The following is a 13,465-nucleotide window of genomic DNA, read 5'->3' as shown; positions in this document are numbered from 1 at the left end:
CGTTGACCATGCTTGACCACATCTTCCTGGCGGTCAGCGACATCGCGCGCTCGATCGCCTTCTATCAAGCCGCCTTGGTCCCGCTTGGCATCACTGACCGGCTGGATTACGACGGCCGCAACGGCCCGCCAGGACATCCGGACCTCAAAGGCTTCGGCGCGAATGGCCGCATGGTCTTCTGGCTCCGCGAGGGTGAAGCCAAAGGCCAGACAGCGCATGTCGGCTTCGTGGCGCGCTCGCGCGAGGCGGTTGACGCGGCCTATGCCGCCGCGATGGCGGCAGGTGCCACGGATAGCGGCGCGCCGGGCGCACGGATCCACTACGACCCGCGCTACTACGCGGCGAACGTCCTGGACCCGGACGGCTACAGCCTCGAGTTCGTATTCAAGCCCTGGCAGCATCCCCAATGACCCGGCTGATGATCTACGGCGCGACCGGCTACACGGGCCGCATGGCGGCCACCCATGCCAGGGCGGCCGGGCTGGACCTCATCCTGGGAGGACGGGACGAGACCCGGCTTGCGGAGCTAGGCGGCTCCCTCGGCGCGGAGCACCGGGTGTTCGCACTGGACGAGGATACGGTGGCCGACGCTGCCCTGCAGGATGCGGCGGTGCTGCTGAACTGCGCCGGTCCCTTCCTGCGCACCGCTGGCCCGCTGATGCGTGGAGCGATCCGGGCGGGCGCCCACTACCTCGATATCGCCGCCGAACCCGACAGCTACCGCCTGGCAGAGGCCTATGACGAACAGGCGCGGGCGGCCGGGGCCATGCTGTTGCCCGGCAGTGGCGGCAGCGTCGCTATGCTGGGATCGTTGGTAGGTCGTGCCACAGAGTGGGTCGGGCGCCCCCACACCATTCGCGTCGCGCTGCATGTCGCCGGGGCGATGTCCCGCGGCTCGGCGATCAGCGCGCGTGAGAACCTGACAGCCGAGTGCATCGAGCGCGTCGACGGGGCTCTGCGGCCCCGAGCGGCGGGCACTACGAGGGATTTCGATTTCGGCCGCGGCCCGGTGCCCTGCTTCCCCGTCACCCTGCCCGACCTGATGACCCTCTGGAGGGCCTTGCAGGCGCCGAACATCGGCACCTTCGTCCACGTCTCCGGCAGCGCCTTCCCCACCGGCGACCTGACGGTTTTGCCGGACGGACCCTCCGCCGAAGAGCGTGACGCGCACCGCTACCAAGCCTCGGCCGAGGTGACCGGCGTCCAGGGGACGACCGTCCGGGCCATCCTCGACACCGTCAATGCCTACAGCTTCACGCCCCTGGCGGCCGCCGAGGCATCTCGGCGGGTGCTCGCCGGAGAGGTGCGGCCCGGCTTCCAGACCCCGGCGGAACTGTTCGGCAATGGCTTCGCCGAGTCCATTGCCGACACAACCATCCAGATCTTTCAGGACTGACCATGACCGCCATCGATAAGCCCGTCGCCCTCGTGACCGGGGCCTCCAGTGGCATCGGCCTGGCCATCGCCCGCCGCTTCGCCGAACTGGGCATGCAGGTCGTCCTGGTGGGACGACGGCAGGGCGCCCTGGACGCCGCGGCCTCCAGTCTGGGTGCTGCCGCGCTAAGCCTCGCCGCCGATGTGACCAGCCCCGCCGACCTTGAGCGGCTGTTTGCCGAGGTGAAGGCGCGGTTCGGCCGGCTGGACGTACTGGTGCCCAATGCGGGTGGTGGGCAGCACGCGCCGCTGGGGCAGATCACCGAGGCACAGTTCGACCAGCAGTTCGCCACCAACGTGAAGGGGGTCGTCTTCACGGTGCAGATGGCCTTGCCGCTGATGAAGCCTGGCGCCTCCATCGTCATCGTCGGCTCGACGGCCTCCATCGACCCCGGTCCGACCATGAGCATCTACGGCGCGACCAAGGCGGCCGTGCGGAACCTCGTGCGGAGTTGGGTCAGCGACCTCAAGGGCAGCGGCATCCGCATCAACATCGTCAGCCCCGGCCCGACCAATACAGCCTCCTTGCGGGACGCCTTTGGCGAGCATGCGGAGGAGGGGATGGCGTTCCTTACCGCGAAAAGCCCGATCGGCCGGATCGGCGAGCCGGATGAGATCGCGGCGGTCGCCGCCTTCCTGGCCAGCGATGCCGCCAGCTACGTCAACGGCGTGGAACTCTTCGCCGATGGCGGGGCGTCGCAGGCGTGACAGGGTCCACCCCAGGCAGGGAGAGTGAGCCATGACCACGAAGGAGGTGCCTGCGTTTGTGGGCGATGCGATCCTCGACCACATCGAGCTCGCGGTGGCTGACGCGGAGCGGTCACGCCGCTTCTATGAGGAGGCGCTCCACCCGTTCGGCATGACCGTCATCCTCCGTGTCGGGCCTGAGCGGACACGCACGGGCGGCACGCGGTACGGAGTGGGCCGGGACCAATATCCGAGGATCTGGTTTCATGATGGGGAGCCTGCGGGCAGTCCCATGCACCTTGCGCTCGCGACCACCGATCGCCGTGTTGTGGACGCCTTCCATGCGGCCGCGCTTGCAGCCGGAGGCACGGACAATGGAGGGCCTGGCGTTCGTGAACGCTACCACCCGGACTACTATGCCGCCTTCGTGCTCGACCCGGATGGGAACAACATTGAGGCTGTGTGCCAGGTGCCTGGCCGGAGATGACACCCGACCCATGATGCACGTGGCGTCATGCCGGAGGCCGACACGCTATTGCTAAACGGCGCTTGCACAGGGCAATGCCCAGCCTGTAGCAGGCAGGTACCACACTGAGCTGGCCTGCACGGAATGTCCGCGACGGGTTCTGCCGTTACGTCCGCTTCCCGCTATTCCCGTCTCGGAAGCGGACTGACCGCTGTCGGCCAACAGCATCATCAAGCGACCAGGGCGGGGTCAGGCGCATGCCTCCCGGAGACGGCTTGCACGTCAGCCGTCTCCCTTGGTGGGGTCCATTGGTCGATCGGTGACCCGTCGCGGTGGCGGCGCATGGATACCTCGCGGGCGGTTGGCTTGGTCTGCACCACGACATCCTCGAGCACGGCGAGGCCGAGGCCGGGTCGGGTCGGGATCCTGACGAAGCCGTTCTCGGCCTTGGGCGGCGCGTCCACGAACTCCGACCCGAGCAGCACGCCGTCAGAGCGTAGCTCCAGGTTCTTGAACCCGGTCGGGTACTCCTGGATCGCGAAGATCGGCACGGCGGCCGCGACATGCAGGCAGGCGACCAGCCCCACAGGGGAGAGCGGGCTGTGCGGGGTGATCGGGATGTCGAAGGCCTCCGCGCTGGCGGCCGCCTTCTTCGCTGGGGTGATGCCGCCGACGGCGCAGGTGGAGATGCGCGCGAACCCGATTGGGCCGCGAAGAACTGGGCCTTGAACTCGGTTGGGCCGGTGAAGCGATCGCCCGTCGCGATCGGGACGGGGATGCTGCCGGCGAGCGCGCCCATCTCGTCGTGGAACTCGGGGCGGATGGGGTTCTCCAGCCGCATGGGCTCGTGGGGCTCGACGAGCCGCGCGCCAGGCGCTTCCGCACGGGTTCGGAATGCAGTCCTCCGGCTTGTGGGCCCATGCGCCTAGACGAGAGCCACTCGCTCCGGGATGGGGGCGCCCCCTTAGCAAACGACCAGGAGAAGCCGCTCCGCGTGCGGGAGCCCGTCAGCCGCCCGGCCCCCGCGTGGGCTTGCGCACCTACCTTGTCGCCCTCATCCTCCTGGCGCTCGCGCCTGCGCTCCTGCTCGGTGCGGTCACCACCTGGCAGGTCGGTCAGACCGATCAGCGCGTGGCCGAGGCTAGATTGGCCAGCACGGCCCGGGCGCTCTCTACCGCGTTGGACCGCGAGGTCGAGATCGCCTCCACCGCACTGGCGACCGTCGCCGCATCGCCATCCCTGCAGGACGGCGATGTTGAAGCTAATTGCCCGCAGGCCGCCGCGGCCGGCCAGGCCTTCGGCGGGTGGGTCGCCTTGCTGCAGCCCGACCTGCGCCAGGAGCATCGGCAAGTTCTTTGACCAGAAAGCGAGTTCTGGCCGTGTGACTGGGAGTGCGACAGTATCAGGGTGCCGCTTGGACGCAGATTTCCTGCTGCCAAATTCGGAGGGCCTTGGTCCGGGCGCGCCGGCACTCGCCCGCCGTCATCAGGTGCCGGCGAGGGCGGAAATGGGCATAGATCATGCTGTGCGCCGAAAGGAACCGCTGAACCTCCTCGGCCGACTTGAACCGCTGCATCTGCCGCTCCCGCCGCCGGGTCGGCAAATGCGAGTTCTTCGCCCGGTTGTTCAGATAGCGGCCGCTCCGATGCAGGACCCCGGGCAGGACCTCGCGCTGCGCCACACCACAGCTCTTCCGCCCGTCAGTGATAAGCCGCCGTGGCTCGTACTTCAGGCCCGCGAGCAGACGCTTGAAGAACTGCTTGGCTGCACTCGCATCCCGCCGATCCTGAACGAGAATGTCCAGCACCACGCCGTGCTTGTCCACCGCTCGCCAGAGATAGTGGACCTGGCCATTGATGCGCAGAAACACCTCATCGAGGTACCAGGTGTCGCCCGGCTTCGGCAACGCCGCCGCAGCTTGCGGGCGAACTCCGAACCGAACTTTCGGCACCAGCTTCGGACGCTCTCGCGCGTGGCGATGATGCCCCGCTCTGCCGGGATCAGTTCGACATTACGCAAACTCAGGCTGAACACATGGTACGGCCAGACCGCATGGCTGATGATCTCCGCCGGGAAGCGGCATCCAGGGTAGCTGGCGGAGTCTGCCGCCATTCGACCAGCTTCGCCCAGCTGGCTCGCTCCGGCTACTGCCACTCAACCTGGCAATGCGCGGCGTGCTGATCAACGATCGTGTCCCCGGGGGTCTGCCTCGCAACCGGAGAGCGTGACCGAGTTCATGCACGACTACACCTATTCCGGCCATCCTCTCGCAGCCGCGGCCACGCTAGCGATGCTGGAGGTATATCAGGAGGAAGGGTGCTTCCAGCGCGCGGCCAAGAGTGCAGGGTCCTGAGAGATGGCGCTGCACGGGCTGCGCGATGCGCGGGGCGTAACGGAGATCCGCAACCTCGGCCTGCTGGATGCCATCGAGTTCGGCCCGGAAGCTGGCGGCGGGCCGGCGCGCGCGCAGGCCATCGCCGCCCACTGCTTCAAGGTCGGGGTGCTCATCCGAGCAACCGGTGACTCCCTCGTGCTGTCGCCGCCGCTGGGCATCAGCGCTGAGCAGATCGGCCAGATCATGGACGCGGTCCGGCAGGGCGCGGCAAAGGCGTAACAGTGGCCGGGGCGGCGCTCGCCGCCCCTGTTCCACTTCTTTGAGAGGCGCGGCCGCGCTGTTCCGCGTGCTTCGCGGAGGACCCGGAGCTGGCCGGAGAGCACGTCTCTACCGTCCAGCGCCGAGCACCCAAACCCAAACCCACGGCCCGCCTGTCCTACAATCTGATTATTGTTGACTCGTGCCCGGTCCCGTTGGACGCTGCCCTATCGCCCGGAAACAGGGTGAGAGGAGACGTTCTTGTCCGAGAAGCTGTTGCTTCGCCGGCCTTGCCGGGCTGCGGTGCCGTGCCGCCGGTGACCACTATGACAGTGATGCGCGTGCCCGCAGCGGAGATGGCTTCGCCCAGTCTGGCCCGAGAGGCTGCATCCGCCGCCCTTGCGCCGCACCGCCATGACGAGGCTGTCCTCGGCAAGGTCCAAACCTGCCTCCTGGATGTGATCGGCGCGGCGCTGGAGTCGCGCGACCTCCCCTGGGCGCGCCAGGCGGTCGGGATCGCGCCCGCTGTGAAGGGCGGCGTTCCGATTATCGGTGCGGCTCGACGCACGACGGTGGGGGATGCCGCATTCGCCAATGCCGTCCTGGCCCATGGGCTGGTGCGCGAGGACATGCACGCGGCCTCGATCAGCCATCTCGGCGTGGTTGTCCTTCCGGCCCTGCTGGCACTTTCCCGCACTCATCCGACGTCCGGGATGCGCTTCGTCAATGCGGCCGTCTCGGGGTACGAGATCGGCGCACGGATCGGGGCCGCGTTGTTCACGACCGATCTGGCGCGGCTGTTCCGTCCGACCGGCATCACCGGCCCGATCGGCGGGGCCGCTGCCGCCGCGGTGCTGCTGGGCCTGGACGTGGACCGTGCGACGAGCGCGATCGGCATGGCAGCGAACGCAACGGGTGGGCTGAACGAATGGCCGGCCGTGGGCGGCACGGAAATGTTCTTCCATCCCGGCTTCGCCGCCCGAAACGCGGTGACATCCGCGCTGCTCGCGGAACTGGGCGCCGAGGCGTCCGAGAGCGCCCTGGATGGGAAGGCGGGGCTTTTCGCTGCCTTACGCCGCGACGAGACGCGGCCGGCGATCCGCTTCTTCGACGGACCGCCAGAAATCATGGCCGTCTACAACAAGCCCGTTCCTGCCTGCAATTTCGCGCAGACGGCGTGTCAGCTCGCCCTGCAGCTATTGCGCGATCACGGCGTGCGGGCGGATGAAATCCGGGCGATCCGGATCCGCGTGCCGAGGGCCGCCGCCCGCTACCCGGGCTGCGACAGCATGGGGCCCTTCTCCAGGCTGCTCCAGGCCAAGATGAGCATCCCCTTCGGCGTTTCGGCGACCCTGCTGCGCGGGGTCATCGAGGAAGCGAACTATCGCCTGCCGATCGGGCCGGAGATGGAGCGGCTGCTCGGCCTGGTCACGTTGGAGGAGGATGCCGCGCTGACCGCCGCCTTTCCCGCCCGGCAGGGCGCAGAAATGGAGTTGGCGCTGCCCGACCGTGTGGTTCGTGGCAGGCTCGACGATGTCGTCGCGGCGACGCCGGCGGAGGTCCGCGAGCGCTGCGAGCGCGCCGCGACGGATGCTCTGGGCCGGGAATGCGCGGCAGCGATCCTCCGCTTCGTCGATGCTATGCCGACCGCGGCGGACATGGCGCCGCTGGCCGACTTGCTGGCTGCGGACGGGGGCGGCGCGCCATGATGCCGCAACTGGAAGGCCTGCTGCAGGCGCTCAATGCGGGACTGCTTCTCGGCGCTCATTACGGCCTCATGTGCGTCGGGCTCAGCCTGATCTTCGGCGTCATGCGCGTGATCAACTTCGCGCATGGCGACTTCATGATGGTGGGTATGTACGCCGCCTTCCACCTCTTCGCCCTGCTGGGACTCGGCGCGCTCTTCGGGAGCGAGGCGGGGCCGTTCATCGCCGCGCTGTTGGCCGGGCCCGTGCTGTTCGTGCTGGGCTACGTCGCGCAGCGCTTCCTCCTCTCACGCGTCACCGGCACGCGGGTGGGATCGCTGGAGGGCGAAGGACATTACGCCCAGTTGATCCTGACGCTCGGCCTGTCCCTGATCCTGCAGAGCGGCGGGCAGATCCTGTTCGGCAGCGTTCCCGTCTCGATCCCGAGCGACATCTCCTCGGAAGCCTGGGAGATCGACCTGGCCGATGGCGCGCTGGTGCTGTTCATCAACCAGGCCCGCGCCTGGGGCGCCGCGATCGCGGCCGCTCTTGTCATTCTGCTCGTGCTGGTGATCACGCGATCCCGCCTCGGGAAATCGTTACGCGCAGCGGCGGACAACGTGCAGGCCGCGCTCTACATGGGGATCGACGTGGACCGCGCGCACCGGATCACCTTCGGGCTGGGTGTGGGCATCACGGCCGTGGCGGGCGGCCTGCTCGCCTCGAGCTATCCTTTCACGCCCTATGTCGGACTCGAATACGTTATCATCATGTATGCAGGAGTCGTGCTGGGCGGGCTCGGCTCTACTGTCGGCGCTTTCTGGGGCGGGCTGCTGATCGGCGTCATCCAGCAATGCTCCGCCCTGCTGTTGCCCACGCAGCTGCAGAACACCGCAATCTTCGTCGTCTTCCTGCTGGTGGTGTTCCTGCGGCCACAGGGCCTGCTCGGCCGCGTGTCGGAAAGGACCTGAGCGCCGTGTTCCGTGCCCTGAGCCGTGCGCGCATGATCCTGCCCGTGGTCGCCTTCTGCGTGGCCTATGCAGTGCTGGCGATGTTCGTGACCAATTCCTACCACCAGCTCACGCTGACGCTGGTGGCCGTCTGGGCCATCTTCGGACTGTCCTGGAACCTGCTCTCTGGCATGACAGGGCTGATCTCCTTCGGCCATGCCGCCTTCTTCGGGCTGGGCGCCTACACGGTCGCGCTGCTCTTCGTGAAGCTAGGCCTGACGCCCTGGGCCGGCATCCCGGTCGCGGCGGTGCTTGGCGGGCTTGCCGGACTGCTGATCGGCCTACCGACCTTCCGACTGCGCGGGCACTACTTCGCGCTGGCGATGCTGGCCTATCCGCTGGCGCTGCTGAATGTCTTCCTCTGGCTCGGGCACCAGGAGGTCTCGCTGCCGCTGATTCGGGAACGGGGCTGGGCCTACATGCAGTTCACCGACCAGCGGGTGTACATCCTTCTCGCCATCGGCCTGCTGCTGGCCACGATGATCGCGATGCGGGTGGTGGAACGCTCGCGCTACGGCCTGGCGCTGACGGCAATCAAGCAGAACGAGGCGGCGGCGGAGGCGGTCGGGATCGACACGCGCCGTCTGAAGCTCATCACCATCACGGCGAGCGGTGCGGTGGCGGGGATGATAGGCGGCTTCCATGCCGTGATCCTCCTCGTGGTCACGCCCGAAGCCGTGTTCGGGATGCTGATCTCCGCCCAGGCGCTGACGGTGGCGATGTTCGGCGGCGTCGGCACGGTCTGGGGGCCCGTCATCGGCGCTGTGGTGCTGATCCCGCTTGGGGAGACATTGCATGCGCAGTTCGGCGCGGTGCTGCCGGGCATCCAGGGTGTAGTGTTCGGGGTGGCGATCGTCGCCGTGATCCTCCTCGCGCCCGAGGGCGTGTACTGGAAAGTGGCCGACCTGCTGCGGAACCGGCGCGGGACAAGGGCCGCCACACCTGCCGCCGCCGTGACGGCCTCGGCAGGGACCGTGGCCCTCGGCGAGCACGCGCCGGCAAGGACGCCCGTGGGGCCCGGCGCACCGGCGATCCTGCAGGCGGAGGGCGTCTCTCGCGCCTTCGGCGGCGTGAAGGCGGTGCAGGAGGTGAGCTTCTCCGTGCGTCAGGGCGAAATCCTCGGCATCATTGGGCCCAACGGCGCGGGCAAGACCACGCTGTTCAACCTACTAAACGGCTTCGTGCGCCCCGACGCCGGGCGCGTGCTGCTGGACGGGCGGGACGTGACGGGCCTTCCCCCCAACCGGCTCTGCCGTCTCGGCGTCGGCCGGACCTTCCAGGTGGTGCGGCCCTTCGCGCGCATGTCGGTGGCCGACAACGTCATGAGCGGCGCCCAGGCGGCCGACAGCATCGATGAGGCGCGGGCGCTGGCGCGGGCAGCGATGGAGCGGGTGGGCCTGGGAGGGCTGATCGACGAGCGCGCCGGCACCTTGAGCAATCTCGACCTGCGCCTGATGGAGCTCGCGCGCGCCCTGGCCGGCGGGCCGCGGCTGTTGCTGCTGGACGAGACCTTCGCAGGGCTCGGCGGGCCGGAGGTGGAGAAGCTACTGGGCGTGATCCGCGGCATCGCGGCGGAGGGTGTCACGGTGGTGATCATCGAGCACACGCTGCACGCCATGGTTCGGCTGGTGGACCGCTTCGTCGTGCTCGACCACGGCGCCGTGCTGGCGGAGGGGCTGCCGGAGGAGGTGACGGCCAACCCTGCCGTCATCGAGGCCTATCTCGGAAGCAAATGGAGCGCCCGTGCTGGAGATTGACAATCTGCACGCCGGCTACGGCGGCTCCTCGGTGCTGAAGGGCGTCAGCCTGCAGTTGCGCCAGGGGGAGTTCGTGGCCGTGGTGGGGCCGAACGGCGCCGGCAAGACGACGCTGTTCAAGACGATCTCGGGAACGGTCGCGGCGCGCTCGGGCCGGATCCGCTTCAACGGGACCGACCTGGCGGCCATCCCCGCCGCGCGCCGCCCACATCTGGGCATCGCGCATGTGCCGGAGGGACGGCAGCTCTTTCCCTCGCTGACCGTGATGGAGAACCTGGAGATGGGTGCCAGCACGGAGGCGGGGCGGCGGGACTGGGCTCGGAACCTGGCGCAGGTGCTGGAATGGTTCCCGATCCTGGCAGAGCGCCGGAACCAGCTAGCCGGCACGCTCTCGGGCGGGCAGCAGCAGATGGTGGCCGTGGGGCGCGGCCTCGCCTCTTCGCCAAGCCTGCTCATGCTCGACGAACCCTCGATGGGGCTCGCGCCCGCCGTCGCCGAGTTCATCTTCGACCGGCTGACGGAGATCCATCGCCAGGCCGGGATGACGATCCTTCTGGTGGAGCAGCGCGTGGCCGAGGCGCTGGAATCGGCGGACCGCGGATATGTGCTGGAGGCTGGGCGCATCGTGCTGGAGGGCACGCACGAGGCGCTGCGGAGCGATGACCGTGTTCGGCAGGCCTATCTGGGCATGTGATGCAACGGCAGCCGGCAAACCGGCGCCATATCGGGGAGAGAAGCGGATGACGATCTCTGACAAGGGCGTTCTGCGGCCCACGCGGCGCGACCTTCTCGCGGGTGGCGCAGCACTGGCAGGCGCTGGCCTCCTGCCAAGTGTCGGGCGGGCGCAGACGGCAGCGGGTGGCACGGTGAAGGTGGGGCTGCTGGTGCCCCTCTCCGGCATCTATTCCCGCTTCGGGCAGCTGATGCGCATGGGCGCGGAACTCGGCATTCAGCATGTGAACGAGCGGGGCGGCGTGCCCTCGCTCGGCGGCGCGAAGCTGGAGCTGAAGCTGTTTGATGCCGGCGATTCCACCGAGAAAGCGAAGAACGCGGCCCAGCGCATGGTGGCCGACAACCCGGACCTTGTCGCCTGCTCCGGCGCCTACCTATCCTCCTTCACCCTGTCGGCGACGGAGGTGACGGAGCGGGCCGAGCTGCCGATGCTGACGCTGAGCTATTCCGACCTGATCACCACGCGCGGTTTCCGCTACGTCTTCCAGACCTCCGCCAAGGCGGGCGACCAGGCCAACGAATCCCTGCCCATCCTGCTGAACCTCGCGCAGCAGGCCACGGGCAAGCGGCCGGAGACGGTGGCGATCCTGACGGACAACACCGCCTCCTCCCTCTCCTTCGTGCAGCCGGTCCGCGACAATGCCGCGAAATTCGGGCTGCGCATCGTCATGGACGAGACCTTCACCCCGCCGCTGTCGGATGCGACGCAGCTGATCCAGAAGGTCCGTTCCGCGCGGCCCGAGGTGATGATCATGCCGATCACCGTCATCTCGGACGTGAAGCTGTTGATCGAGAAGATGAACGAGTTCGGTCTCGGGCGGGGCCGGGTGCCGACGATCGGCAACGGCATCGCGATGGCCCAGTCCGACCTGCTGCAGAACATCCGCCCGGCGCAGATGGAGGGCTTCATCACCGTGGTCGGCAACTGGGATGCCAAGGGGCAGGAGGCCATCATCGAGGAGTTCAAGCGCGCCTCCGGCGAGCCCTGGATGGGGCAGAACAGCATCGCGACCTATGGCGATATCTGGATCATGAGGGATGCTCTGGAAAAAGCGGGGCGGGCCGACCGGCGTGCGGTGGCCGAGGCGCTGCGCACGATCGACATCACCGAGGGCGCGGCCCTGTACTACCCGGGACGCCGCGTGAAGTTCGACGCCAGCGGCGTGCGCGAAACGGCGGGGCCGGTGGTGGTTCAGTGGCAGAACAACAGGCCCGTCACCGTCTACCCGAGTGACTCGGCCACTGCCGAGATCTTCTGGCTGAAGCGCTGATGAAGGGGGCCTGCCGCGCGGCAAGCGCGGTGGGCCGCCCATGGGGGAGATGAGCATCATGCGGATTTCCATCACCGGCGCGGGCAGCGGCATCGGGGCGGCCACGGCCCGGCTGCTGATCGAGCGCGGGCACCAGGTGGCCTGCCTGGACCGGGACATCGAGGCGGCGCAGCGGGTGGCCGGCGGGGCACATCCGGCCATTGCCGTGGACGTGGCCGACGAGGAGGCCGTGGTGCGCGCCTTCGGCGAGGTGCGGGCGGCCTTCAGCGGGCTGGACGCGCTGGCCACCTGCGCCGGCATCTTCGAGACAACCTCCTTCGAGGAAACCACGGTCGCGATGTTCCGCCGCGTGCACGAGGTGAACGTCATCGGCACCTTTCTATGCCTGCGGGAAGCGGCGGGGATGATGGAGGCGGGCGGGCGCATCTGCACCGTGGCCAGCGTGGCGGGGCTGCGCGGCGGCGGGCTGGCGGGCACCGTCTCCTACGCCACCAGCAAGGGCGCGGTGCTGGCTATGACGAAGAACGCCGCGCGCGTGCTGGGGCCGAAGGGCATCGCGGTGAACACCATCGCCCCGGGGATGATCGACACCCCCTTCGCCGCCACCCCGCTGAAGGACCCCGCGACCCGGGCGCGGGTAGAGGGCATGACCTCCTTCAACCGGTTGGGCACGGCGGAGGAGATCGCACCGGCGATCGCCTGGCTGCTCTCGCCGGAAGCCTCCTATGTGCACGGCGCCACGCTCGTCGCAGATGGCGGAATGGTCATGTACTGACCCTGCGTCTGCTCTGTCACCTGTGGGGAGACCTCGGATGAGGATCGGGATCGACGAGGCGCGGCGGCTCGCCGAGCGCGGGCTGGAAGGGCTGGGTCTCTCGGCGACGGATGCGGCGCGGGTCGCGGAGCATCTGCTGGATTGCGAGCTGCGCGGCCTCGGCTATGCCGGGTTGGCGCGGGTGCTGAGCATGGCAGAGCGGTACGCGGACCGACCGCATCAGGGCCGGCCCATCACGGTGCTTTCCGAAACGCCCGTCTCCGCCCGCCTGAATGGCGGCGACAATGTCGGCTATCTCGTCGGGCACGAGGCGACGCGCATCGCGATCGACAAGGCGGTGACGAGCGGCATCGCGATCGTGGGCGCGAACGACACTTGGTACACGGGGATGCTGTCCTTCTACGCCGAAATGGCGACGCGGGCGGGGCTGGCGGTGATGATCGCCTCCAACGCCACGCCCTGGGTCGCGCCGGCCGGGGGAACGGAGCCGCGTTTCGGGACCAATCCCATCTGCTTCGGCTTCCCGGGCGATCAGGGGCCCGTCATCTGGGACATCGGCATTTCCAACATCATCCACGCGCAGGCCGTGATGGCCCGTCGGCTGGGGCAGAACCTGCCGGAGGACGCGGCCTATGACGCGGAGGGGCGGCCGACGACCGATCCGGTCGCCGCGCTGAACGGTGCCTTCATGGCCTGGGGCGGGCATCGAGGAAGCGGGCTCGGCATCGTCGTCCAGCTGCTGGGCATGATCGCGGGGTCGCCGGTGACGCCGGAGCACCTGTCGGATTTCGGCTATCTGATCATCGCCTTCCGCCCCGACCTCCTCTCCCCGCTGGATGAGGTGAAGCGCAAGGTCTCCGCCTACTCGGCGCTGATCCGCGACACGCGGCCGGTGGAGGGCGGCCCGCCGGTGCGCATGCCCTTCGACCGTTCGGCGGCGCTGCGCGCGGAGAGGCTGGCCCAGGGGGAGATCCAGATCCCCGATACGATCCTGGACGCGGTGCGTGCGTTGGCGGCGCGGGGGTAGGTGCCGCGCGCACCCGCCCCCGCGCGGC

14 protein-coding genes and 1 pseudogene are annotated in these 13,465 nt (G+C 68.7%); 13 read left to right on the top strand and 2 right to left on the bottom strand.

Going from position 1 to position 13,465, the window contains the following annotated elements; translation table 11 throughout:
• Window positions 1–8 precede the first annotated feature (8 nt).
• The 4 genes from BUB97_RS09945 to BUB97_RS09930 are packed head-to-tail and all read left to right on the top strand — an operon-like array spanning window position 9 to window position 2,608.
• Entirely contained in the window at window positions 9–410 is a 402-nt protein-coding gene (locus BUB97_RS09945) for a VOC family protein (protein ID WP_073134200.1), read from the top strand.
• Window positions 407–1,396, top strand: a complete 990-nt coding sequence (locus BUB97_RS09940) for a saccharopine dehydrogenase family protein (RefSeq protein ID WP_073134199.1) — start codon at window positions 407–409, stop codon at window positions 1,394–1,396. Before BUB97_RS09945 ends, BUB97_RS09940 begins: the two co-directional genes overlap by 4 nt.
• A 2-nt stretch (window positions 1,397–1,398) precedes the next feature.
• On the top strand, window positions 1,399–2,142 hold the full coding sequence (locus BUB97_RS09935) for an SDR family NAD(P)-dependent oxidoreductase (RefSeq protein WP_073134196.1): 744 nt from the start codon (window positions 1,399–1,401) through the stop codon (window positions 2,140–2,142).
• Window positions 2,143–2,173: 31 nt separating this feature from the next.
• Window positions 2,174–2,608 (top strand): VOC family protein, encoded by a 435-nt coding sequence (locus BUB97_RS09930; RefSeq protein ID WP_073134194.1) that lies wholly within the window; start codon window positions 2,174–2,176, stop codon window positions 2,606–2,608.
• 209 nt (window positions 2,609–2,817) lie between these two features.
• Here the strand turns inward: BUB97_RS09930 and BUB97_RS09925 are convergent, their stop codons facing one another.
• Window positions 2,818–3,558 carry an enolase C-terminal domain-like protein gene (locus BUB97_RS09925; RefSeq protein ID WP_073134192.1) on the bottom strand — a complete coding sequence of 247 codons (741 nt, stop codon included), beginning with the start codon at window positions 3,556–3,558 and terminating at the stop codon, window positions 2,818–2,820.
• A gap of 61 nt (window positions 3,559–3,619) precedes the next feature.
• Here BUB97_RS09925 and BUB97_RS09920 point away from each other — a divergent pair, with 61 nt between their 5' ends.
• On the top strand, window positions 3,620–3,946 hold the full coding sequence (locus tag BUB97_RS09920) for a hypothetical protein (protein WP_139281324.1): 327 nt from the start codon (window positions 3,620–3,622) through the stop codon (window positions 3,944–3,946).
• 43 nt (window positions 3,947–3,989) lie between these two features.
• On the opposite strand, the pseudogene BUB97_RS09915 reads toward BUB97_RS09920, so the two are convergent.
• Window positions 3,990–4,699: pseudogene (locus BUB97_RS09915) on the bottom strand (IS6 family transposase).
• A 244-nt stretch (window positions 4,700–4,943) separates the two neighbouring features.
• On the opposite strand from BUB97_RS09915, the gene BUB97_RS09910 reads away from it, so the two are divergent.
• The 8 genes from BUB97_RS09910 to BUB97_RS09875 all read left to right on the top strand — a co-directional run bounded on the left by BUB97_RS09910 (window position 4,944) and on the right by BUB97_RS09875 (window position 13,437).
• Window positions 4,944–5,201: an aminotransferase class III-fold pyridoxal phosphate-dependent enzyme gene (locus BUB97_RS09910; protein WP_073134188.1), complete on the top strand. Its 258-nt coding sequence runs from the start codon at window positions 4,944–4,946 to the stop codon at window positions 5,199–5,201.
• Window positions 5,202–5,488: 287 nt separating this feature from the next.
• Window positions 5,489–6,889 (top strand): MmgE/PrpD family protein, encoded by a 1,401-nt coding sequence (locus BUB97_RS09905; protein WP_175562602.1) that lies wholly within the window; start codon window positions 5,489–5,491, stop codon window positions 6,887–6,889.
• Window positions 6,886–7,836 (top strand): branched-chain amino acid ABC transporter permease, encoded by a 951-nt coding sequence (locus tag BUB97_RS09900; RefSeq protein WP_217659611.1) that lies wholly within the window; start codon window positions 6,886–6,888, stop codon window positions 7,834–7,836. Before BUB97_RS09905 ends, BUB97_RS09900 begins: the two co-directional genes overlap by 4 nt.
• A 5-nt stretch (window positions 7,837–7,841) precedes the next feature.
• The gene (locus tag BUB97_RS09895; protein ID WP_217659610.1) at window positions 7,842–9,632 is read left to right on the top strand and encodes a branched-chain amino acid ABC transporter ATP-binding protein/permease; all 1,791 of its coding nucleotides are present in this window, start codon (window positions 7,842–7,844) and stop codon (window positions 9,630–9,632) included.
• Window positions 9,619–10,326: an ABC transporter ATP-binding protein gene (locus tag BUB97_RS09890; RefSeq protein WP_073134183.1), complete on the top strand. Its 708-nt coding sequence runs from the start codon at window positions 9,619–9,621 to the stop codon at window positions 10,324–10,326. The genes BUB97_RS09895 and BUB97_RS09890 overlap by 14 nt, the downstream gene beginning before the upstream one ends.
• A 46-nt stretch (window positions 10,327–10,372) precedes the next feature.
• Window positions 10,373–11,635 carry an ABC transporter substrate-binding protein gene (locus tag BUB97_RS09885; protein WP_073134181.1) on the top strand — a complete coding sequence of 421 codons (1,263 nt, stop codon included), beginning with the start codon at window positions 10,373–10,375 and terminating at the stop codon, window positions 11,633–11,635.
• Between the two features lie 58 nt (window positions 11,636–11,693).
• A complete protein-coding gene (locus BUB97_RS09880) occupies window positions 11,694–12,410 on the top strand; it encodes an SDR family NAD(P)-dependent oxidoreductase (RefSeq protein ID WP_175562601.1) in 717 nt (238 codons plus the stop codon).
• A gap of 37 nt (window positions 12,411–12,447) precedes the next feature.
• On the top strand, window positions 12,448–13,437 hold the full coding sequence (locus BUB97_RS09875; protein ID WP_073134179.1) for an Ldh family oxidoreductase: 990 nt from the start codon (window positions 12,448–12,450) through the stop codon (window positions 13,435–13,437).
• The last annotated feature ends 28 nt before the right edge of the window (window positions 13,438–13,465 follow it).

Origin of the sequence: Muricoccus roseus (assembly GCF_900141905.1) — a bacterium.
In the GTDB taxonomy this organism is placed as follows: domain Bacteria; phylum Pseudomonadota; class Alphaproteobacteria; order Acetobacterales; family Acetobacteraceae; genus Roseomonas; species Roseomonas rosea.
The sequence above is the reverse complement of the archived record's forward strand: the minus strand, read 5'-3'. Positions and strand labels throughout refer to the sequence as shown.